Raw genomic sequence first — 21,959 nt, 5'->3', positions numbered from 1 at the left:
TTTCAACGCGCCCGTCTGGTGCGGGCGTTTTCATCCTCGGCGTCCTTCTTCCTTTGGCGCGACAGCGCCGAGATGATGTTCTGTTCGGTGAGATCCATGAGCTTGTGCATGGCCTGACGCGCCGCGTCGGGATTGCGCGCCCATATCGCGTCGAGGACCGCGCGATGGTAGGGCAGGCTCTTGCGCGGCGCGCCCGCGTTCTGCGTCGACAGGTTGAACGACATGCGCAGCGCCGCGGCAACGGTGGCGCCGAAGGCGATCAGAAAGTCGTTTCCCGTGGCGATGAGAATGCCGCGGTGAAACTGCAGGTCCGGCTCGGCATAGGCAAGGCGGTCCATTCCTGCTGCGTCCATGCCACGATAGGCGCGTTCGATCCGCGCAAAATCCTCGTCGGTGCCGCGCGCGGCGCAGATTGCACAGGCCTCCGGCTCAACGATCCTGCGAATCTCCAAAAGCTGCTTGGCAAACTCCTGCGTCGGCAATTCCGACAAGGTCCAATTGAGCAATTCCTCATCGAGCATGTTCCAGTCGATGCGCGCCCGCACATGCGTGCCGGCCTTCTGCTTCGAGACGATCAACCCCTTCGCCTTGAGCAGCGAGAGCGCCTCGCGGATGGAGGCGCGGCTGACGTCGAAGCGGGACGCAAGCTCGATCTCGCGCGGCAAGGTCGTGCCCTCGCGCCACACGCCCGTCAGGATCAGCCGCGCCACTTCGCGGGCGACCTGAGTGCTCGATTGCGGGCTGTCGTTGCTGTCGGCCTTTGCCACGTTGATCCGGATCCTGGAGTTTAAATGTCTGATTTATTGCATGTTGTGAATGCGTTTGCCCAGAGAAATGCGGTTCGAATGCAAGATAATCCAGCAGCGCGAGGTTTGACAAGAATTATTATGTCAGACATATTTTCTTTTGAGACAACGCCGCGTAGGACAAAACAACCGTGACAAAGCCCCACATCGTCCTGGTCATGACGGATCAGCAACGCTTCGACACGATCGCGGCGACGGGCCACCCCTACATGAAAACGCCGAATCTCGATCGTCTGACGGGCGAAGGGGTCTATTTTGACAATTGCTTCATCAATGCGCCGAGCTGCGTTCCCTCGCGCGCGGCACTGTTTTCCGGTCTCTATCCGCACGCCTCCGGCGTGCTGCGCAACGGGCAGGCCTGGCAGAAGACGTGGGTCAGCAAGCTGGCGGAAGCCGGCTATCACTGCGTCAACGTCGGCAAGATGCATACGATCCCCTATGACGCTAAGGCGGGGTTCCACGAGCGCTTCGTAGTCGAGAACAAGGATCGTTTTTTCGAAGGACGCTGGTTCGCCGACGAACTGGACAAGGCCTTCGCCGCGCACAAGCTGACCAAGCCGTCCCGTGCCGGCTATCGCAGCCTGCCGGATTACGGCGACAGGATGGGCGCGTTCACATGGGAGATGCCAAAATCGCTGCATCCAGACATTTTCGTCGCCGAGACCGCGATGTGGTGGCTGGAGACCCGTCCCAAGCCCGATGCGCTGTTCATGCAGATCGGCCTGCCCGGACCGCATCCGCCCTATGACCCGCTGCCGGAATATCTGGAGCATTACCTTGGCCGAAACGACCTTCCGGTCCCTCAGCCGACAGAGGCCGAGATCGAGGGATTGCCGGCCTATCTGAAGGAGAAGCGCCGCCACGACACTGAGGTCGACCACGACGCGGTGTCATGGAAGCTTCAGCCGACGCATGACGAGATGCGGCGCCTGCGCGCACACTATTATGCCAACGTCACCATGATCGACGAGCAGATCGGTCGCCTGCTGGAGACGCTCGGGGACAAGGGCTATCTCGACGACTGCGTCCTCATCTTCATGTCGGATCACGGCGACAATCTCGGCGAACATGGCCTCAGCCAGAAATGGTCGATGTACGAGCCCGTCACGCGCATACCGCTGCTGTTCTGGTCGCCCGGACGTTTCAAAGGCGGGCGGCGGATCCGCGAAAAATGCCAGCTGTTCGACCTCGGTCCTTCCATCCTGGATCTCGCCGGCGCGCAGCATCCAAAACCGTTCCAGGCCCGCAGCCTGCTTTCCCCGCTCAAGGGTGACAGCTGGGCCGGCCGCGATTTCGTCTTCAGCGAGCAGGCCGGCGACGTCGCCATGACGGGCGCGAGGCTGATCACCATGGTGCGCGACGACAGATGGAAGGCCGTGTTCATTCACGGCGCGGAGGACGGCCAGCTCTTCGATCTCGCGAATGATCCGGCCGAGCGCGACAATCTCTGGGGCGCGCCCCAGCACGCCGGTGTCATCAGCCGCCTCAAGGATGCCCTGATCGACTGGCGCCAGGACAGCCTGCTCGAGACGATGGATCTGAATGCCGCAGTGCGCTGACGCGCTCCCTCTCCCCGCAAGCGGCGCGAGGTGAACCGACCAGCCTCCAGCCTTCGATCACTCGACCAGGTACTTCCTCACCGCAGCTTCGTCCCATTCGATGCCGTTGCCCGGCGTCTCGTTCGGCAGTGCAAAGCCGTCCTTGATCGCAAGGCGTGTTGCCAGCACCGCATCGGCCCAGTCGACATATTCCAGCCAATGCGCGGTCGGGGTCACGCAGAGCAGATGTGCGCTGACCTCCGAGAACAGATGCGTCGACATCTCCACGCCGGCGGCATGCGCCAGCGACGCGGCGCGCAGCCAGCCGGTGACGCCGCCGATGCGCTGCACGTCAGGCATCACGTAGTCGCAGGCCTCCGCGGCGAGCGCGGATTGCATGGAAAAGGCGCTGTCGAAATTCTCGCCGATCTGGACCGGCGTGCGGAGCGCATCCGCGATGCGGGCACAGCCGGCATAGTCGTCATGGCGGATCGGCTCCTCGATCCAGGTCAGCCCCTCGTCGTCGAGCATCTCGCCGCGGCGGATCGCCTCGGTGACCGTCAAGGCCTGGTTGTAGTCGCACATCAATGTCACCTGGTCGCCGACCGCCTTGCGCACCGCGCGCACCACGTTGAGATCCTCCCGCGCATCGGGCCGCCCGACGCGGATTTTTGCGGCATGAAAACCCTCAGCCAGCAGCTTGTGCGCCTCGTCCACCGCGGCGGCGGCCGGCATGATGCCGAGCCCCTTCGAGTTGTAGGCCCGCACCGGCTTGGGCGCACCGCCCAGCAGCCGTGCCAGCGGCAAGCCCTTGGCGCGCGCCAGCGCGTCCCATGCCGCCATGTCGATGCCGGATTGCGCCAGCCTCTGCAGGCCGGCAAGGCCGAGCAGGGTGAAACGCTGGGTCAGCTTGCGCTCGAGCTCGAACGGCAAAAGCTCGTCGCCGGCGAGCATCTCCGACATTTCCGCGACCATCGCCGTCAGGGGCTTCAAGGCCGACGGCGTGATCGAGAACAGATAGGCATGCCCCTGCGCGCCCTCGTCGGTCTCGCAGTCGATCAGCACCAGCGGTGCCTTGGCGACCGCCCCGGTCGAGGTCTGGAGCGGCAGGTTCATCGGCACGATCACGGGGCGCGCATTGATGCGCTTGATGCGGATGGTCTCGGTCATAGGGCGTCTCCCGGCGGAGCAGATGCAGGTCTGCCCCGATCTTAAGCATTGGTCATGAAACGAAAAGGCGCATTCCCGCGACCACCATAAAATGGGGTTGCGCGGGTTCGCGTTTACGGGCTCTGTGCCCCTGCATGCTGTGCCGTCAGGTCCCCAGACTTTGCGACAAGAACGCACACAACGGAGCCACAAAGTGAAACAAGAGATCTCCGAAGAACAGCGCAAGAGCGGCATCCTGACCGGTGCCGTGATCGCCTTCCTCCTGCTTGCGCTGCCGCTGGCGGTCTGGCTGGACCTGACCGAGCTGAGCAAGACGGCGCTGCGCCGGCAGGCCGCCGATCTCAACTCCGTCATCACCAGCGTGCGCAGCTATTATGCGTCCAACGTGGTCGGGCGCATCCTCGCCAACCCGAACGGCACGACCAAGGTCGTGCACAACTACGAGTCGGTCCCCGGCGCGATCCCGATTCCGGCGACGCTCTCGCTGGAGCTCGGGCGGGTGATCGGCGCACAGCAGGAGAACATCACCTACCGCTTCGTCTCGGACTTCCCGTTCCAGAACCGCGCGCCGCACCAGCTCGACAAGTTCGAGCGGGACGCGCTGGCCGCGCTCCGCATCGATCCCGAGCAGAAGATCGTCGACACCGAGACGTCGCTGTTCTCCGACAAGGTCCGCCTGGTCGCCCCCGTAACCATGGGGCCGGCCTGCGTGAGCTGCCACAACAGCCATCCCGAGAGCCCCAAGAAGGACTGGAAGGTCGGCGACGTCCGCGGCATCCAGGAGGTGATCATCGCGCAGCCGATCGCGGCCAATATCTTCTCGTTCAAGTTCCTGCTGGCCTATCTCCTGATTGCAGCCGGAAGCGGCCTGTCCTTCCTCTCGCTCCAGCGCCGTCAGGCCAATCGCATCAAGAACATGAACAAGGAGCTCGAGTCGGCCAACGACTTCCTCGCCTCGCTCTCGATGAAGATCTCGCGCTACATCCCGCCCCAGGTCTACAAGAGCATCTTCAGCGGCCAGAAGGACGTCACCATCCATACCGAGCGCAAGAAGCTCACTATATTCTTCTCCGACATCCAGAATTTCACCGCGACCGCCGAGCGGCTCCAGCCGGAGCTGTTGACCCAGCTTCTGAACGAATACTTCACCGAGATGTCGGCGATCGCGCACGAATTCGGCGGCACCATCGACAAGTTCATCGGCGACGCCATGCTGATCTTCTTCGGCGACCCCGAGACCAAGGGAGATCGCGCCGACGCGCAGGCCTGTCTTCAGATGGCCTGGCGCATGCAGCACCGGCTCACCGAGCTCAATGCGAAATGGCGCGCCTCCGGCATCGAGCAGCCGTTCCGCTCGCGCATGGGCATCAATTCCGGCTATTGCAATGTCGGCAATTTCGGCAGCAGCGACCGCATGGACTACACCATCATCGGTGCGGAAGCGAACCTCGCCGCGCGCCTGCAATCGATCGCCGAACCCGGCGGCATCGTGCTGAGCTACGAGACCTTCGCGCTGGTCAGCGACATCGTTCGCGCGCACGCGCTGCCCGCGATCACAATGAAGGGCATCAGCCGGGAGGTCATCCCCTATTCGGTCGACGCACTGAACGATGGGGGAGCCGGGAAGAGCGGCGTCATCACGGAGCGCGCTCCGGGCCTGGAGCTCTATCTCGACCCGGCCGTCGTGAAATCCGGTGACGCCGCCCGTGTACGCTTGCTCCTGGAAAACGCGCTGGCCTCGCTCAAGCCCGCGTGAGGGCAGGTCATCGCTTTGCGCCTTCCGTGAATGCGGTCTCGATCACGTCGCCGAATGGTTGCCAGGAACGGCCGTCAAACTGGACAAGCCGCATCTGCTTGATCGGCAGATAGCTGTCTGGCGAGGTATTCATCCTGATGTTGGGCAACGCAACGGAGGGCCGACGATCCCTGAGCGAAGCCGCCTGACGCATGATGTTCTCGCGCGATAGGTCGTCGCCGCATTGCTTCAGCACCTGCGTCAGCGCCTCGGCCGCGGCGTAGCCATAGAGCGCAGCGCTGTTGTTCGTGCTTTCTACGTGATGGTACTTGTCCATGAAGGCGAACCAGTCCTTCATGGCAGGATCGTCTTTCCATGCGGGATCGCTCGGATCCTTCAGGAAGGCTGCCGAGATCACGCCGGCCGAATTCTCCAAGCCTGCGGGCGCCATCGCATTGGCGATCGAGGCGGAGGCATCGTTCACGATGAAGACCGGGCGCCAATTGAGTGACGCCGCCAGCTTGATCACCTTGGACGCCGTCGACGGCACGCCGAGAAAGACGAAAATATCGGCGCCCGCGCGCTTGAGGATCGAGACGTGCCCTTCGAGATGCTCATCGGCAATGTCGAAGGCGATATCGACGAGGACAAGACGGTTCAGATCGCCAAGACCTTCCTCGATGCCCTTGAAGACCATGCGCCCGAACTGGTCGTTCTGCCAGAGCACCACGATCTTGCGATGCGGATAATAGGCCTGGATGTAGTTGGCGTAGATGCGTCCCTCGGCCTTGAACGAGGGCTGCCAGCCCATGGTCCAGGGAAACCGGTTGGGCCGGCTCAGCTCCTCGTCACCCGACGCGACGAAAAGCTGCGGAATCTTCCGCTCGTTGAGATACCAGCGCGTGGCGAGATTGCCGGGCGTGCCGAACGATCCGAACATCAATAGCACGTCGTCCGTCTCGACCAGATTGCGCGTCAGCTCCAGCGCGGTCGCGGGATCGGAATTGTCGTCGCGGGTGATGAAGCGGATCTTGCGGCCGTTGATGCCGCCACGATCGTTGATCATGTCGAAATAGGCGGCCTCCGCCTTGCCGATCGCGCCGAATTCCGAAAGCGGCCCCGAATACGGCATGACATTGCCGATGCGGATTTCGTTGTCGGCGGCGGATTGCTCTGCATGTTGCTGGGACATCGCCCCCAGCGACGCTGAGGCGACCATCAAAACGAACAGCATCCTGCCGATGACGCGCATGTTCGACACCTTGATGTTTGATGTTGGCCCCTCATGGAGGTCGGCCCAATCGGCACCAAGGCCGCTTGATCTAGGTCAAGCGTTTGTCAATCCTGTGGCTGACGGCTCGTTTCGAAGTTGCGTCCTGTTCCACGCTGACCCAAACGGCAGACGTGCTGACGCGCCGACGGCGGCGTGCCGCTATGGCAGACCGCGCGCCTCGAGCTGGTGCACCAGCAGCAGCGTCGGTTCGGCGAGGCTGTCGGCGGAGCCGTCGAGGCCGAACGCCGCGGCAATGCCGTCGCGGCTGCGCAGAACCGTGGTGCGCGGACAGTGGCCTGCGCCGCAGAGCGTCTTCCTCAGGATATCGCCCTGCGTTACGAGTTCTGCGGGATCGTCCGCGGCCCAGGCCAGCACGATCGTCTCTTCGACGTTGAGGATGCCGGGGAAGACCGACCGCTTGTCATATTGGCTGGCATCGGTGCCGAAATAAGCCTTCTCGCTGTCGGTGGCGTTCTTGCCCGCGCGATAGATCCCCGAAATCAGCACGACGCCGGCGACGTCGGAGTGGGTGGTCTGGAGTTCGGGATGTGCCAGCAGGCTGGCGACATGAAAGGCGCCAGCGCCGTAACCGACCGCGACGATCTCGCGGGTGTCGCCATTGAACAGGTCGATATTCCCGTGAATCCAGGACAGCGCCGCCGCCACATCGGTCGCGCCGACCGGCCAGGTCGCCGCGGGCGCGAGGCGATAGTTGACGCGCACCCCGATCATGTCGTTGCGCGCGGCAAAGCACATGGCCTGGTCCTGGATCTGACGCGACAGGTCCGGCGCCGCCGTGTCGCCGGTAAAGGTGTCGCCCGCCACGAACAGCAGCACCGGCCGCGGCGTATCCGGCTTGGTCGTGCTGGTGGCGACATCGAGCACATTGGCCTCGCTCTCGCCGTAGCGCAGGCCGCGCGTGAACGAGACCTGTTCGCACAGCCGCGCGGTCCCACCGGCAACCGTGTCCGAGTCGATTAGGCCCACCTGAACAAGATTGGACGGCGCTGTCAGCCGCGCCCGCAGCGGGCCGTGCGCGGAGGCTGTTGTGACGGTCAGAAGAAGGAAAAATGCGAGATAATTCTTCATATTGATGCCGGCCTTGCGCGCCTCATATTGGGTCGCCCGTTTGGCCCGTCTTTTCAATTCGCCTTATTAGTTAGTTCGTCTTGAGGCGATTTCACGGCACCTTCGGCTCCCCCTTCAGGCCCAGCTCAATTCCCCGGCTGGAACGTGCAATCCGCGCCGCTGCCGTCTTTTTGCCGGATCGCGTTCGGGTCGATCGTGCAGCTCAGCCTGGTCAGGCTTTCGAAATTCGATCCCGCCGCGCCATCGGCCGGAATGCCGGCCAGCACCTCGGTGGCGAAGATTTCGTTGGCCGTGGAGCCATTCACGGTCTTGACCGTCTTGCCGAAGGTGACTTCGCAGTTGCGCATGGTGATGTCGACATTGCCGGTGCGGCAGACGATCCGGTCCGCGGTCACCACGATTGTCTTCTTGTAGGGGATGTCACTGTTGGCGGCGAACAGCATCGCCACCGCCTTTTTCTCGGCGCCCGACAAGTCCGGCGACAGCGGCGCGATCACGCCCGCGAGTGCCAGCGCGGTCGAGCCCGAGACCTTCGCAGGCGCAGCGCCGACATTGGAAGCTCCGCCGGCGACAAGGGCGCAGGTGAGGAAAAATCTGCCGGACTTCATCCTTGCCCCCGTACCCCAATCCCAGCCCGTCGTGTTGCGCTCGGTGGCCCGCTTGTCGGCCAGACCACCACATGCGCAATCTACCATGCAATCGGAAGTGGAGGGCAAGCTGACAAAGCGCGCGACGATACCTTGGTGCCGCTGTTTTGCCCGACGTGTCAACGACTTTGCAGAGCGCGCAAGGCCTTATGCCGGCGACACCCTGCTACTTTGCATGGGGTTGTTTTTCAGATTTCGCATCGGCCTGTCACGGTCGCCTGCCGGCGGCCGGCTTCATCGTCCGGAACGTGATCGAGTAGCGCTGGGCCTCGACCGGCGGGATGCTGTGCTCCCACTGCGACCGCGCCTCGCCGTCCATCATGTAGAGCGAGCGCGCAAGGGCCTCGAGCGTATGGCGCTCCCACTTATCCGCGCTCCGGCGCCGGAAGCGGAATTTGCAGGGAGAGCCGAGCGACAGGCCGAGGATCTTGTCGAAATGCGGCTTGTCCCGGTGCCAGCCGATGCCGACGCCGATGTCATATTCCGTGCAGAGCACTTGGCGGACACTGCGGTCGGGCAGCCCGGCCCATGCCTCGACCTGACGGGCAGCGGGCATCAGCCACTCCGGGATCGGCTCGGCTTCGGTCAGGCGCTGCAGCGAATAGTCGTAGCGGAAGCCGAAGGACGCGACCCGGCGGTTGCCCTCGAAGGCGCCAAACTGGAAGCGCTGGAGCGGCAATGCCGCGATGCGGCGGATCAAGTCCTGCTCGACGGCTTCAGGGATGAAATCGTCCGTGTAGCGAAGGCCCGCAGGGCCTTCCTGCGGGCCGGCAAATAAACCAAGCTGCGTCATTCCGGCGGCACTCTTCCTGGTCGATCGATGCCGCTGGTCCTCGCGTTTCCGTGATGGAACCTAATGGCGGCTGCTGCGACTTACATATGACGCGGCGAGAAACGCGCGAGGCTGTCATGGCAGAGCATTGGAAGCATACCGCCGATCCGGCAGAGATCATGCGGGCGACCGGTCATCCTGAACTCGAATATGCCGCGGGCTGGACCATTGCCGGGCTGGTCACGATCGGCACCATCGTCGCCGCCTGGGTGTTCGCGATCTAGGCTACCGGAAACTGGAGCTCGAAGGCCGCGCCCTTGTCCGTCGGCTTGAGCCTGATCGAGCCGCCATGGCTCGCCATCACCGCACGCGCGATTGCAAGGCCCATCCCGGTCCCACCCTGGTCACGGCGGGTGGTGAAGAAAGCGTCAAATATCCTGTCACGGTTGGGCACTGAGATCGGCTCGCCGTCATTGCTGACCGTCAGCCGCAGCGTCGTTCGTTCGTCGACCGCTTCCAGCGTGATCGTCCTGGCCTTGTGCCGCATCGCGTTGTCGGTGAGGTGCGACAGCACGATCAGCGCCTTCTCGCCGGACATGCTGATCGGCCGATCAAGGCTGCCGCAGGCCGAGATCGCGCCGGCCGGAAACCGGGTCTTGAGATCGGCGATGACGGGCGCGAGCTCGGTGCGTTCGTTCTGCGGCAGGCTTTCGGCGCGGGCCAGTTCGCGCAGCCGCTGCGCCATCGCCTCCAGCCGCTCGGTGTCTGACAGGATGTTCGCAACGAACATCTTCTGCTCGGCCGGTGTCAGGCCGTCGGATTTCCCCTGAAGCGCGTCCTGCAACAGCTCGGCCGCGCCCCTGATCGAGGTCAGCGGCGATTTCAGCTCATGGGTGAGGTGCGCCGAGAACGTCGCGATGTAGTCGGAGCGTCGCGCCAGCTGCTCGGCCATGCCAAGGAAGCTGTGCGAGAGCTGGGCGAATTCACGCGTGCCGTAGTGCCTGAGCGGCTGGAATGCCTCCCGGTCGCCGCGGCCGATCCGGGCCGCTCGATCGATCAGCTCGCGCATCGGCAGCGTAATGGTGCGGGAGAACACCAGCCCGATCGCGATCGTGCCGAGAATGACGGCGAGCCCCGCCAGCACGAACTTGCTTCGCTCCTGATAGAGATGATCGAAGATGTTGCTCGGCGTCCGCGTGGTGTAGATCACGCCGGCGACGCGGTTATTGACGATCACGGGCATCGCCGAGAACACGTGGACGCCGAGCCCGCGGCTGAACGAGTAGATCGGCGGCGGAGGCTTGTCCGGCACGCGGTTGCGCAGCGTGGCGCGGTATTGCCCGTGCAGTGCGTTCGCGACTTCCTCGATATGGGCAAGCGATTGGCCGACCTCCTGGCGCCCGGCGATCACCACGCCCTGGGGATCAAGGATCCTGAACCCTGCCAGCGTCACCTTCTGGGTCTCGCGGATGATCGGCGTCAGCTTTGCGCCGATCTCGACATAGGCCTGCTCCGCCGGCCGGGGCGCGGCTTGCGCATCGGGGCGCCGCCGCAACAGGTCGTTGGCGGTGAGGTCAAGCGCGGGCCGGATCGGCGTGAACTGATCGCCGGGGTCGGGCAGCACGCCGGGCGGCACCTCGGCGCCGAGCGTGAGGCCGCTCCCGAGCCGCGCCTCGACCTCCTGCGCGTAGATCGTCGCGAGCACGCGGCTCTGCGCGATCAGCTCCGCCTGGGTCTGGCGGATGAGCTGGTTGTCGTAGAGGCGGAAGAAGAACAGCCCGACTAAAGGCAGCACGCCGACGGTGGTCAGCACCGCAAAGATCACGAGCCCGAGCGACGGCCGCCACTTGTCGGGCGCCGTGCTCATGCCTGCTTCTCGCAGCGGCCGAGCTTGAAGCCGACGCCGTGAATGGTCTCGATCACGTTGTCGCAGGCTAGCGCCGCCAGCTTGGCGCGGATGTTGCGAATGTGGCTGTCGATGGTGCGGTCGGAGACCTGGATGTTGAGCTGGTAGGCCGCCCGCATCAACTGGTCGCGGTTGAACACCGCAGTCGGCCGCGTCAGGAATGCGCGCAAAATGCCGAACTCGATCGCGGTGAGCTTCAGCGGGATACCTGCAAAGGACGCGACATGTTGCTCGGGATCGATCAGGAGGTTGCCTTGCGCAAGCGCGGCGGGCCCAGCCTTGGTCTCGCCATTGCGCGGGCTGAGACGCCGAAGGATGACGTTGACCCGCGCCACCAACTCGCGCGGGCTGAACGGCTTCGTCACATAATCGTCGCCGCCGATCTCGAGGCCCAGCACGCGGTCGATCTCCTCGTCGCGCGCCGACAGGAACAGGATCGGCACGCCCGAGCTCTTGCGGACCTCGCGGCAGACGTCGAGGCCGTCGAACTCAGGCATGCCGATGTCGAGCACGATCAGGTCGGGCCGGTCGGCGGCAAAGCGGCTGAGCGCTTCCTTGCCGTCGCGCGCCTCGATCACGTCCATGCCGGCCTTTCTCAGCGCGACGCGGATGACTTCGCGGATATGGCCTTCGTCGTCGACGATGAGAATGCGATGCGCCAAGAATCTCTCCGCTTCCTCGTCAGCCCGCCGGCTGGCTATCGGACGGCCTCTTTGCCTGTGCATCTAACCGGCGTTGCAGCCGCCAGGTCCGAAATCCCCAGGTTCGCCAAGCCATGTCCAGGCGCTGCACTTCTACAAGCCTATCGTGCCATACGACAAGATTGCCATCGGCGCGATGCTGCATCATCTTCCCGATCGCCAGCAAAGCTTGGGGCCCCAGTTGGGTGAGGTAGTTGATATCGATCTGCACGCCCCGCCCCGACACTTCCCGGCTGTGGGCGACATTATAGTCGGCAATGAAGGCGTCGAAGTTCACGAGCGAGGCGATATAGAGCACGATCGTTAACGCAGTCAGGTTGGCGCCGATCAGCCATTGGTTGGACCTGTCGAGCACGATGCGGGCGACGATCAGGATCAGTCCGAGCGCTACCAGCCCCATCCAGATGAAGGCCGCGATGCGCCAATAGGTCAGCATGTAAATGTCCACGTAGAGGTCGAGGCGGAGAATGGAGGAGGCGACCAGCAGGACGTTCTGCCCCACCCAGAGATAAACCAGCGAGCGGATCACCTTCGATTTCTCCGCCGGCCCGCCCTGACGCATCGCGACCAGCACGAAGGCGGCGGCGAGCAGCGCGGTCGCGATCAGCGGATAGGCGCCGCGATGGGCATACTCCGCATAGGTGACCTGGGCGGGCAGCGCCGCATGGCCCCACAGATAGATCCCGTCGAGGATGGACTGTGCGGCGAACAGCAGGTTGAACAGGATCAGCGAGCGCAGAATTGTCGAGGGTCCCAGGAACTCGGCTGAGACGAAGGGCGCAAGGGGCTCCGGCTCCGCGATATTGGCTGCCGCATTGGTGGGCCACTTCTTGCGACGCCAGCGCACATGGATAAACGGCCAGACCAGCGCCAGCATCGCCGTCCAGAACAGCAGCCGCCAGACGCTGACATATTCGAAGATGAGTTTTGGATTGAGCAGGGACACCCATTGCTCGATCACCGGGTTGGCCGCAGCGAACAGCGCGACAAAGACGGTGCCGAGAACCGCCGGCATCAGCCAGAGGGCGATGCCTCGTGTGAACGCCGACATGTTGAAGACCTGGAGCGCGTCGGGAAAGAACCGGAAGGGGCCGAACAGGAAGAAGTTGCGCAGCGCGCGAGCGCGGTCTGCGAGCTCGGTCGTCTCCGGATTGGTCGCGAACAGCAGGCTGACGGCCAATGCGATGATGAGGATCAGGAACGAGAGCGTGTTGAGCTCCTCGACGGCTGGCACGAGGCCCAGAGCGAGAACGATCCCGCCGGCCATTGCCCGCCGTGCCTCGAGCGTCGCGTGGTTGGCGAGCAGTGAGGCGCAGGCGATCGCGACGGCAAAGATGGCCAGCGAGAGTCCGATCCGCTGGCCGTAGAAGAGCCAATCGGCGAGAACGGCCAGCACCAGTGCCATCGCGAGCTTGGCGGGTATCGAGGAAGGCCTGATCGGTTGGATGTCCGTCGTTGACGTCGAAGCCAGGCTCGTCATGTCCAGAAGACCTTTCGTGGTTGGTAACGCCACGAAGTCTGGACGCTCCTTGTGCAGAAGCCGGGATGATCGTCTGCACGAGTTCAGGAGTTTCGTGCAGTTTTCGTGCAGGTGCGCTTTTGCCTCTCGCGCGACGTGAATCGCCTTGATAGGTGCGAGGCATTCGTCCTCTCGCACCCATCGAAATCCATGCAGATCATTCGTCGTATCGGCCTCATCCTGCTCTGGCTGGCTGCGCCGCTTTTTGCATTCGCGGCGGCAAACAAGAACGATCCCTATCTGATCATGCTGCGTGGCGCGGGAAACATCGCGCTTGTCGCTGTGAGCATCATCATTGTCGCCGTCCTTCTGCGCCGGGGGCACTGGCGCAGCATCGCGCGCAAGCTGCTCGTCGTTCTCTGGTGCCTGCCGCCACTCCTGATGTCAGCCGCGCACCTAAGGTTCGAGGTGCGCAAGCACGATGTCCTCAGTGCGAGTGCGGCCGAGGCACGCCAGCTCGGACCGCACTTCATGGTCGGCTATTCGTCCTTTCCCGAGATCGCGCGGCTTGCCGAGCAGGGCTTGATCGGCGGCATCTACGTGACCCGGCACAACATCAGGGACCGGACGGTCGAGGCCTTGCGCGCCGAGATCGCAGCGCTCCAGGACAAGCGGCGCGCCGCCGGCCTGCCGCCGCTCGTCGTCGCCGCCGACCAGGAGGGCGGCATCGTCGGTCATCTCTCCCCGCCGCTCACGAAGGTGCCGGCGCTGGCGACGCTTGCCGGGCTCGCGCCGGATGTCCAACAAGCCAAGGCAGAGGAATTCGGGCGCATTCACGGGCGTGAACTCGCGGACCTCGGCATCAATCTCAATCTCGCGCCGGTGCTCGATCTCAAGCCGCCGGTCAGGCGCAACCGCCTCGATTTCCATACGCTGATCGGCCAACGCGCGATCGCGAGCGATCCGGCGGTCGTCGGCGCGATCGCGGGCGCCTATGTCCGCGGGCTCGAAGCCTCGGGCGTCGGTGCGACCCTCAAGCATTTTCCGGGCATCGGCCGCGTGCGCACCGACACGCACCATTTCAGCGCCAATCTCGATACGCCGGTCGAACAGCTCGATGCCTCCGACTGGCGTCCATTCCGCGAGGTGCTCGCGCATTCGCAGAGCGCGGTCATGGTCGGCCATGTCACGCTCACGGCGGTCGATCCCGACCGCGCCGCCTCGCATTCGAAGCGCGTCGTGCAAGGCATCATCCGCGACAGATGGGGCTACCAGGGCGTCGTGATGACCGATGATCTTGTCATGGGCGCGATCTACCAGCACGACGTCTGCACGGCCGTGGTCGAGGCGATCAACGCGGGCGTCGATCTCCTGCTGGTCGCCTATGACGGCGCGCAATTCTACCGGATTTTTGATTGCGCGCTGGACGGCTCGCGGAAGGGCAAGCTCGATGCTGCTGCCTTGCTCGCGAGCGAAGCGCGGCTGGGACGCGCGTTTCCGGCCGACTGATTCCCCGATGCTATTCCATGGCTCGCTCTGACACCCGAGGTGGGCTAAGGCGTCACCGCTCCGCGGCTTACGGCGCGCGGGGCGGTGAGCTCCTTCCAGGTGGAGTTGGCGACGTGGACCGGCGAGAATGCCGGCCTCTCAATATAGCGGCCGTCGCCGGCTTCGGCGCGCAAGGTTCCGTCCTTCCAGGCGATCCGGCCGCGCGACAGTGTCACCGCTGGTCCGCCGGTGCAGGAAAAGCCTTCGAACACGTTGTAATCGATCCGGCTGATCTGCCGCTTCGCGCTGATGGTCTTGTGGGCGGCGGGGTCCCACACCACGAGGTCTGCATCCGAGCCGACGGCGACCGCGCCCTTGCGCGGATAGATGTTGAGGATGCGGGCGATGTTCGCCGAGGTCACCGCGACGAATTCTTCTTTCGTCAGCCGCCCCGTCGCGACGCCGGCGGTCCACAGCAGCGGCAGGCGGTCTTCCAGGCCGCCGGTGCCGTTCGGGATCTTTCTGAAATCGCCGAGCCCGAACCGCTTCTGTTCGGTCGTGAAGGCGCAGTGATCGGTTGCGACCACCTGCAGCGAGCCGGCCTGCAGGCCGGCCCACAGGCTGTCCTGGTGCGACTTGTCGCGGAACGGCGGCGACATCACGCGCTGGGCGGAATGGTCCCAGTCCTTGCTCTGGTATTCGCCGGCGTCGAGCAGCAGATGCTGGATCAGCGGCTCGCCATAGACGCGCTTGCCGGCCGCGCGCGCCCGCGCGATCGCCTCATGCGCTTCGCGGCAGCTCGTGTGCACGATGTAGACCGGCGTGCCCGTCATGTCGGCGATCATGATGGCGCGGTTGGTGGCTTCGCCTTCGACCTCCGGCGGTCGCGAATAGGCGTGGCCTTCGGGGCCGGTGACGCCACGCGCGATCAGCGCCTCCTGCATCAAGGCGACGACGTCGCCATTCTCGGCATGCACCACCGGCATGGCGCCGAGATGGGCGCAGCGCGCGAAGGAATTGTAGAGCTCGTCATCATTCACCATCAGCGCGCCCTTGTAGGCCATGAAGTGCTTGAAGGTGTTGATGCCGTAGGTTTTGACGACGGTCTCCATCTCGTCGAAGATCTGCTTCGACCACGACGTGACCGCCATGTGGAAGCCGTAGTCCGAGGCCGCTTTCTCGGATTTGTGCCGCCAGTCCTGATAGGCCGCGAGCATGGACTGGCCGGGATCGGGCAGGCAGAAATCCACCACCATCGTGGTGCCGCCGACGAGCGCCGCTTTCGTTCCCGACTCGAAGTCGTCGGCGGTGACGGTCCCCATGAACGGCATTTCGAGATGGGTGTGCGGATCGATGCCGCCCGGGATCACATAGGCCCCGCCGGCGTCGATGGTCTCCGTGCCCGCGGGGGCATCGATCGATGCGCCGATCGCGACGACGACGCCATCGTCGACCAGCACGTCCGCACGGCGCGAATGATCATGATTGACGACGGTGCCGCCGCGGATGAGGAGGGGCATGAGGGACTCCGCTGGGGTGTAAAGAGGTTGGACGCTGTGGGAAGCTATGCCTGGGCGGCGGGATGCAACAGGCGAAATTTTAGCCAGTCACTGGAGCGTTCTTGGGCGCGTGAAGATCTTCGGCGACGCGTGCTGCGCCTGCGAAATGCAACCGAGCCATGACGGAACGCGCGGGCGTGCGCCCTTGCGCACCGGTGCGGGCAGGGGCACTCTGCGGAAGCGGCGCACCAAGAACGCCGCCAATAAAGACGGCGCGAGGAAGCTTCCATGGCGGCGACGCGGATCGATTGCGACATCCACCCGGCGGTTGGTGGGACGCGTACCACGCTGCTTCCCTATCTCAGCGATCACTGGAAAGAGCAGGTGGTGAGCCGCGCCATCGACGGTCTCGATCTCACCAGCTATCCGCCAAGCATGCCGCTGACAGGTCGCGCCGACTGGCGGCCGGCGAACGGCAGCAAGCCCGGTTCCGATCTCTCCATGGTGCAGAAGGGGGCGTTCGATCAGCTGGGCGCGAGCCGCGCGATCCTCAATGTGCTGTATGGCGCGCAGGCCGTGTTCGACGCCTACATGGCGGCCGACTTCTGCAAGGCCATCAACGACTGGATCGCCGCCGAATGGCTTTCGCGCGATTCTCGCCTGCGCGCGTCCATTGTCGTGCCGATGCAGGCGCCGGATCTTGCGATCGAGGAAATCGAGCGCCGTGCCGGCGACAACCGCTTCGTCTCCATCCTGGTGCTGGCGCAGGGCGAGACCTTGCTTGGCCGGCGGCACTACTGGCCGGTTTATCAGCTCGCGGAAAAATACAAGCTGCCGCTCGCGATCCACGCGGGGACGCAATACCGCTACGCGCCGAGCTCGGCCGGCTGGCCGTCGCACCGCTACGAATACTATTTCGTCGAGGCGCAGGCGTTTCAGGCGCAGATCCTGAGCCTGATCTATGAGGGCGTGTTCGGCAAATTTCCGAACCTCAAGGTCGTGCTGATGGAATCCGGTGTGAGCTGGCTGCCGGCCTTCATGTGGCGCGCCAACAAGACCTGGCGCGGCGTGCGCGTCGAGGTGCCCTGGGTCGAGCGCGAGCCGGCGGCGATCATCCGCGACAACTTCCGCGTCACCATGCAGCCCTTCGATGCGCCGGGTGATGCGCGAAGCGTCGAGGAGATCATCGACCAGATCGGCTCAGAAAAGATGTTCCTGTTCGCGTCCGACTACCCGCATTGGCAGTTCGACGGCGACGATCCGATCCCGCCGAACCTGCCGAAAAGCATCATCTCGAAGATGTGCGTCGACAATCCGCTGGAGACGTTTTCACGTTTGTCGTTGAACTGACAAGCATGATCCGGACCCGGAGGGCCACGTTAGTGCAAAGTGGGAACCGGTTTTCTGATAAGATCATGCGCAAACAAAATGCTTGGAGGATCGCATGAGTGAAGTCATCGACCGTCCGCTGCGCGACGACGAGAAGCCCGCCGCGACGCGGCTGCGTATCATCGATTGCGACGTCCATCCGAGCCTGCATTCGCTCGACGATCTCAACGAGTTTCTGCCCAAGCGCTGGCAGCAGCACCTGAAGGAATATGGCAGCCATCTGCGCACGCCCTATCTGTTCACGACGCCCTATCCGCGCTCTTCGCCGCTGATCGCGCGGCGCGATGCCTGGCCGCCGACCGGCGGGCCGCCCGGCTCGGACCTTGCCTTCATGCGCAAGCAGCACCTCGATCCGCTCGACGTCGAGTTCGGCATTTTGCAGGTGCTCGATCTCTTCATCTTCTCGCAGCAGAATCTGGAATTCGGCGCTGCGATCCAGCGCGCCATCAACGACTGGCAGCTTGCGTTCTGGTCGCACCGCGATCCGCGCCTGAAGGCGTCGATCCTGGTCGGGCAGGACGGCACGGACCTTGCGATTGCCGAGATCGAGCGCTGCGCGAAAATCGGCGAATACATCCAGGTCAACGTCTCGCCGCGTGCCAACGAGCCGCTTGGTCGACGCCGCTACTGGCCGATTTACGAGCGCGCGCAGGAGCTCGACCTGCCGCTCGGCATTCATGTCGGCGGCTATGGTGGTCACGCGCCGACCGGCGGCGGCTGGCCGTCCTATTATGTCGAGGAGCATCAGTCCAACGCGCACACCATCGCGGCGCAGCTTGCCAGCCTCGTGATTGAAGGCGTGCCGGAGCGCTTTCCAAAACTGAAGATCGTGTTCATCGAGGGCGGTTTCGGCTGGATCCCGCCGGCGGTGTGGCGCATGGATCAGCATTTCGAGCGTTTCCGCAGCGAGGTGCCGCACCTCAAGCGCAAGCCGTCCGAATATGTGCGCGAGCACTTCTGGTTCACGACGCAGCCGATCGACGAGCCGGACGAGGCGCGGCATCTGCGCGCGCTGATCGAATGGGTCGGCATCGACCGGCTCTTGTTCTCGTCGGACTATCCGCACTGGGATTTCGACGATCCGCGCTTCGCCTTCAAGACGCCGCTGACGGAGGCCGAGCGGAAGAAGATCTTCAGCACCAACGCCCGCGCGGTCTACAAGTTCTGATTCAAAGGTTCTGAAGGGATATGGCCCGCCACATCGTCGCGCGCACCTCGGAGATCCCGCCCGGCGGCAACAAGGTCGTCGAGATCGCGGATCGCAATATCGTGGTGTTCCACGTCAACGGCGAGTTCTTCGCGCTGTTGAACCGCTGCCCGCACGAGGGTGCCCCGCTCGAGAAGGCCGCCTGCGTGGCGCGGCTGACCTCGCCGGAACCCGGCGTCTATCAGCGCTCGCGCGTCGGGGAGATGCTGCGCTGTCCCTGGCACGGCTGGGAGTTCGACATGCGCAACGGTCAGTCCTGGTTCGACCCGAAGCGCGTCAAGATTCGGTCATATCCGGTCGCGGTGGAGCGCGGCGAGGAGTTGCAGAAGGGGCCGTATGTGGCGGAGACGTTTCCGGTACATGTCGAGGACAGTTATGTGATTGTCGAGGTCTGAGCAGGCATTGCGGATTGTGATTTGAATGCAGGTGCGATATGGCTCTCGCGCTTTCAGAGGCGGAGACGAGCTTTGTCGAAACAATCCCTGCGAGAGGAGGCCGAGCGCCTGATCCGCGAATCGATGGAAAAGAAGACCATCATCGTCAAGCAAGGCACGACCCGCATCGAGGCGGTCTGTGGCAGGTGCGGCGCCCCGAACCGGGTGCAGGCTCCCAGGGGTCAGAGCCGGGTCAAGTTCGCCTGCAAGGAGTGTGGGCACCAGCAAGAGACGCTGTAGGCTGTTCCCCACCTCTCCCCGTAAGGACGGGGAGAGGGAGTGAGGGAATGAGCGAATGGTGCCGCGGTACCTAGTCGCCCTTTACGAACTTCGCGAAAGCATCCGCGTAGTCCGGATGCCAGCGCGACAGCGGTGGGCGGTTCTCGACGATATCGCCGGCCGCCCACAGCATGCGCTTTTCGTCGAGCGCGCGCGGCACGTCATTGTCCGGGCAGAGGATGTAGAAGTCGTCGGCTTCCAGCCGCGTGAGCATGAAATCGACGGTCTGCTCCGGTGTCCAGGCGCCGGCGGGTTTCTCAGTGCGGCCCTTCGCGGTGAGCCCCGTGAAGACGAAGCCCGGGATCAGCAGATGTGCAGTGACATGACAGTCCTTCGTATTGCGCAGCTCGTGCTGGAGCGCTTCGGTGAACGCCTTCACGCCGGCCTTGGAGACGTTGTAGGCGGGATCGCCGGGCGGCGTCGTAATGCCCTGCTTTGAGCCGGTGTTGATGATGAGGCCGGCCTTGCTGCGCGCGATCATGCCGGGTGCAAAGATGCGCGATCCGTTGATGATGCCCCACATGTTGACGCCGATGATGCGCTGCCAGTTGTCGGGCTCGCCGAACAGCGTGCTGCCGGGCTGGATGCCGGCATTGTTCATGAGGACGTCGGTGCCGCCAAAGCGCTCGCGTACGGCCCGTTCCAGTTCCGTCACACTCTCGGCTTTGCTGACATCGACCGCTGATGCCATCACATTTGTGGCACCTGCGACGGATGACAGCTTTGTTGCGGCCTCCGCCAATCGCGCCTTGTCCACATCGACGATGCACAGTTTCATGCCGGCGCGCGCGAAGGCCATGGCGGCGGCAAGACCGATGCCGGAGGCACCACCGGTGATCACGGCGACATTGTCCTTGGCGATGGCGGGATGTGGCATGGATCGTCTCCGGGGAGGGGCGTTGCGCTCGGTCGAGCTATAACATGGCGGCCGCTCGACCCTGCACAAGCGGGCATGGGTGGTCTTCGTTCCACGCCGACTTTACGCCTAATCCGCGCCGCTGTATTCTCTTCGACCTAACGATCCCGCCCAGATCGAGCCCAATCAATCACCTGACAGGGAGTGCAGCCATGGCTGTGTCGCAGGCTATTCCGATCACGCGCCATCCGTTCGCCAACGGGTCCTACAAGCAGATGCTGATCGACGGGACGTGGGTCGACGCTGCTTCCGGGAAGCGCTTCGAGACGCGCAACCCCGCCACCGGCGAGCTGCTCGCAACCGTCGCCGAAGGCGACAAGGAAGACATCGACCGCGCAGTTGCCGCCGCGCGCCGCGCCTTCGAGGGGCCGTGGAGCAAGGTCAAACCGTTCGAGCGCCAGAACCTGCTCTTGAAGCTCGCTGACCTCGTCGAGAAGAATTTTGACGAATTATCGCAGCTCGACACGCTCGACATGGGCGCGCCGGTCAGCCGCACGCGCGCCTACCGCCTGCGCGCCGTCGGCATGCTGCGGTATTACGCCGGGCAGACCACCGCGATCCATGGCGAGACCGTCGAGAACTCGCTGCCCGGCGAGATCTTCTCCTACACGCTGAAGGAGCCGGTCGGCGTTGTCGGCGCCATCATTCCATGGAACGGCCCGCTCACCGCGACGATCTGGAAGATCGGTCCCGCGATCGCGACCGGCTGCACCGTGGTGCTCAAGCCTGCCGAGGAAGCGCCGCTGACTTCACTGCGCATCGCCGAGCTTGCGATGGAAGCGGGCGTGCCGCCCGGTGTCATCAACGTCGTGCCCGGCTATGGCGAGACCGCGGGCGCTGCGCTCGCCTCGCATCACGATGTCGACAAGGTCGCCTTCACCGGCTCGCACGTCACGGGCCAGTCGATCATTCGTGCCTCGGCCGGTAACCTCAAGCGCGTCTCGCTCGAGCTCGGCGGCAAGTCGCCGGACATCGTGTTCGCGGATGCCGATCTCGATGCCGCCGTGCCGGGCGCCGCGATGGCGGTGTTCGCCAACTCGGGGCAGATTTGCAGCGCCGGCACGCGCCTGTTCGTCGAGCAGTCGATCTACGAGGAGTTCGTCGGCCGCGTCGCCGAGTTCGGCAAGAAGCTGCAAGTCGGCAACGGTCTCGACCCCAATGTTCAGATCGGTCCGCTGGTCTCCGAGCAGCAGCTCGAGCGCGTGACCGGCTATCTCGACATCGGCCAGAAGGAAGGCGCGAGAGCGCTCGCCGGCGGCGGCCGCGTCACCGAAGGCGCGCTGGCAAAGGGCTTCTTCGTCTCGCCGACCGTGTTCGCGGGCGTCCAGGACAACATGCGCATCGCGCAGGAGGAGATCTTTGGTCCCGTCATATCCGCGATCGCCTTCAAGGACATGGATGAGCTGGTCAAGCGTGCCAACGCCACCACGTTCGGCCTCGGCTCGGGCCTGTGGACGCGCGATGTCAGCAAGGCGCATGCGGTCGCGAAAAGCTTGCGTGCCGGCTCGGTGTGGGTGAATTGCTACCAGGCGATGGATCCGGCCGTGCCCTTCGGCGGCTACAAGATGAGCGGCTATGGCCGCGAGTCCGGCAAGCAGCACGTCGAGGAATACCTCAACGTGAAAGCTGTCTGGATCAAGACTGCGTAAGT

Annotated in this window: 20 protein-coding genes; 9 read left to right on the top strand and 11 right to left on the bottom strand. The window is 64.1% G+C overall.

Features of this window, described 5'->3' with window-relative positions:
* Nucleotides 1–2: 2 nt before the first annotated feature.
* Entirely contained in the window at nucleotides 3–767 is a 765-nt protein-coding gene (locus AYJ54_RS29965; RefSeq protein ID WP_063704710.1) for a FadR/GntR family transcriptional regulator, read from the bottom strand.
* A 170-nt stretch (nucleotides 768–937) separates the two neighbouring features.
* Here AYJ54_RS29965 and AYJ54_RS29960 point away from each other — a divergent pair, with 170 nt between their 5' ends.
* On the top strand, nucleotides 938–2,365 hold the full coding sequence (locus AYJ54_RS29960; RefSeq protein ID WP_245329162.1) for a sulfatase family protein: 1,428 nt from the start codon (nucleotides 938–940) through the stop codon (nucleotides 2,363–2,365).
* Between the two features lie 57 nt (nucleotides 2,366–2,422).
* Here the strand turns inward: AYJ54_RS29960 and AYJ54_RS29955 are convergent, their stop codons facing one another.
* Nucleotides 2,423–3,514: an enolase C-terminal domain-like protein gene (locus AYJ54_RS29955; RefSeq protein ID WP_063704709.1), complete on the bottom strand. Its 1,092-nt coding sequence runs from the start codon at nucleotides 3,512–3,514 to the stop codon at nucleotides 2,423–2,425.
* 193 nt (nucleotides 3,515–3,707) lie between these two features.
* Here AYJ54_RS29955 and AYJ54_RS29950 point away from each other — a divergent pair, with 193 nt between their 5' ends.
* The gene (locus tag AYJ54_RS29950; RefSeq protein WP_063704707.1) at nucleotides 3,708–5,270 is read left to right on the top strand and encodes an adenylate/guanylate cyclase domain-containing protein; all 1,563 of its coding nucleotides are present in this window, start codon (nucleotides 3,708–3,710) and stop codon (nucleotides 5,268–5,270) included.
* Nucleotides 5,271–5,277: 7 nt separating this feature from the next.
* Here AYJ54_RS29950 and AYJ54_RS29945 read toward each other — a convergent pair whose 3' ends face one another.
* The 4 genes from AYJ54_RS29945 to AYJ54_RS29930 all read right to left on the bottom strand — a co-directional run bounded on the left by AYJ54_RS29945 (nucleotide 5,278) and on the right by AYJ54_RS29930 (nucleotide 9,051).
* Nucleotides 5,278–6,501, bottom strand: coding sequence for an ABC transporter substrate-binding protein (locus AYJ54_RS29945; RefSeq protein ID WP_063704705.1), 1,224 nt, complete (start codon nucleotides 6,499–6,501; stop codon nucleotides 5,278–5,280).
* Nucleotides 6,502–6,681: 180 nt separating this feature from the next.
* The gene (locus AYJ54_RS29940; RefSeq protein ID WP_063704890.1) at nucleotides 6,682–7,611 is read right to left on the bottom strand and encodes an alpha/beta hydrolase; all 930 of its coding nucleotides are present in this window, start codon (nucleotides 7,609–7,611) and stop codon (nucleotides 6,682–6,684) included.
* Between the two features lie 125 nt (nucleotides 7,612–7,736).
* Nucleotides 7,737–8,219: a hypothetical protein gene (locus AYJ54_RS29935; protein WP_063704703.1), complete on the bottom strand. Its 483-nt coding sequence runs from the start codon at nucleotides 8,217–8,219 to the stop codon at nucleotides 7,737–7,739.
* A 247-nt stretch (nucleotides 8,220–8,466) separates the two neighbouring features.
* On the bottom strand, nucleotides 8,467–9,051 hold the full coding sequence (locus AYJ54_RS29930) for an alpha-ketoglutarate-dependent dioxygenase AlkB (protein WP_063704701.1): 585 nt from the start codon (nucleotides 9,049–9,051) through the stop codon (nucleotides 8,467–8,469).
* Between the two features lie 116 nt (nucleotides 9,052–9,167).
* Here AYJ54_RS29930 and AYJ54_RS51500 point away from each other — a divergent pair, with 116 nt between their 5' ends.
* A complete protein-coding gene (locus tag AYJ54_RS51500) occupies nucleotides 9,168–9,314 on the top strand; it encodes a hypothetical protein (protein WP_201724278.1) in 147 nt (48 codons plus the stop codon).
* Here AYJ54_RS51500 and AYJ54_RS29925 read toward each other — a convergent pair.
* From AYJ54_RS29925 to AYJ54_RS29915, 3 genes are read right to left on the bottom strand one after another with little or no spacing between them, the layout of a single operon-like run.
* Nucleotides 9,311–10,897, bottom strand: coding sequence for an ATP-binding protein (locus tag AYJ54_RS29925; RefSeq protein ID WP_063704700.1), 1,587 nt, complete (start codon nucleotides 10,895–10,897; stop codon nucleotides 9,311–9,313). The two genes, AYJ54_RS51500 and AYJ54_RS29925, sit on opposite strands and share 4 nt — an antisense overlap.
* Nucleotides 10,894–11,598 (bottom strand): response regulator transcription factor, encoded by a 705-nt coding sequence (locus AYJ54_RS29920; protein ID WP_063704698.1) that lies wholly within the window; start codon nucleotides 11,596–11,598, stop codon nucleotides 10,894–10,896. The genes AYJ54_RS29925 and AYJ54_RS29920 overlap by 4 nt, the downstream gene beginning before the upstream one ends.
* 19 nt (nucleotides 11,599–11,617) lie before the next feature.
* Nucleotides 11,618–13,117, bottom strand: coding sequence for a DUF4153 domain-containing protein (locus tag AYJ54_RS29915; protein WP_063704695.1), 1,500 nt, complete (start codon nucleotides 13,115–13,117; stop codon nucleotides 11,618–11,620).
* 189 nt (nucleotides 13,118–13,306) lie between these two features.
* Between AYJ54_RS29915 and AYJ54_RS29910 the strand changes: the two genes are divergently transcribed.
* Nucleotides 13,307–14,605, top strand: a complete 1,299-nt coding sequence (locus AYJ54_RS29910; protein ID WP_063704693.1) for a glycoside hydrolase family 3 N-terminal domain-containing protein — start codon at nucleotides 13,307–13,309, stop codon at nucleotides 14,603–14,605.
* A 44-nt stretch (nucleotides 14,606–14,649) separates the two neighbouring features.
* Here the strand turns inward: AYJ54_RS29910 and hydA are convergent, their stop codons facing one another.
* The gene (hydA, locus tag AYJ54_RS29905; RefSeq protein WP_063704690.1) at nucleotides 14,650–16,104 is read right to left on the bottom strand and encodes a dihydropyrimidinase; all 1,455 of its coding nucleotides are present in this window, start codon (nucleotides 16,102–16,104) and stop codon (nucleotides 14,650–14,652) included.
* Between the two features lie 267 nt (nucleotides 16,105–16,371).
* On the opposite strand from hydA, the gene AYJ54_RS29900 reads away from it, so the two are divergent.
* The 4 genes from AYJ54_RS29900 to AYJ54_RS29885 all read left to right on the top strand — a co-directional run bounded on the left by AYJ54_RS29900 (nucleotide 16,372) and on the right by AYJ54_RS29885 (nucleotide 19,353).
* Nucleotides 16,372–17,433, top strand: coding sequence for an amidohydrolase family protein (locus AYJ54_RS29900; protein WP_063704688.1), 1,062 nt, complete (start codon nucleotides 16,372–16,374; stop codon nucleotides 17,431–17,433).
* Nucleotides 17,434–17,527: 94 nt separating this feature from the next.
* Nucleotides 17,528–18,640, top strand: coding sequence for an amidohydrolase family protein (locus AYJ54_RS29895; protein WP_063704686.1), 1,113 nt, complete (start codon nucleotides 17,528–17,530; stop codon nucleotides 18,638–18,640).
* A 20-nt stretch (nucleotides 18,641–18,660) separates the two neighbouring features.
* Complete coding sequence (locus AYJ54_RS29890; protein WP_063704684.1) at nucleotides 18,661–19,074, top strand: Rieske (2Fe-2S) protein; 414 nt, start codon at nucleotides 18,661–18,663, stop codon at nucleotides 19,072–19,074.
* Between the two features lie 72 nt (nucleotides 19,075–19,146).
* A complete protein-coding gene (locus AYJ54_RS29885; RefSeq protein WP_063704887.1) occupies nucleotides 19,147–19,353 on the top strand; it encodes a hypothetical protein in 207 nt (68 codons plus the stop codon).
* A gap of 70 nt (nucleotides 19,354–19,423) precedes the next feature.
* Here the strand turns inward: AYJ54_RS29885 and AYJ54_RS29880 are convergent, their stop codons facing one another.
* Nucleotides 19,424–20,269 (bottom strand): SDR family NAD(P)-dependent oxidoreductase, encoded by an 846-nt coding sequence (locus AYJ54_RS29880; RefSeq protein ID WP_063704682.1) that lies wholly within the window; start codon nucleotides 20,267–20,269, stop codon nucleotides 19,424–19,426.
* Nucleotides 20,270–20,460: 191 nt separating this feature from the next.
* On the opposite strand from AYJ54_RS29880, the gene AYJ54_RS29875 reads away from it, so the two are divergent.
* Complete coding sequence (locus AYJ54_RS29875; RefSeq protein WP_063704680.1) at nucleotides 20,461–21,957, top strand: aldehyde dehydrogenase family protein; 1,497 nt, start codon at nucleotides 20,461–20,463, stop codon at nucleotides 21,955–21,957.
* The last annotated feature ends 2 nt before the right edge of the window (nucleotides 21,958–21,959 follow it).

This window comes from Bradyrhizobium centrolobii (assembly GCF_001641635.1).
Classification (GTDB): Bacteria; Pseudomonadota; Alphaproteobacteria; order Rhizobiales; family Xanthobacteraceae; genus Bradyrhizobium; species Bradyrhizobium centrolobii.
The sequence above is the reverse complement of the archived record's forward strand: the minus strand, read 5'-3'. Positions and strand labels throughout refer to the sequence as shown.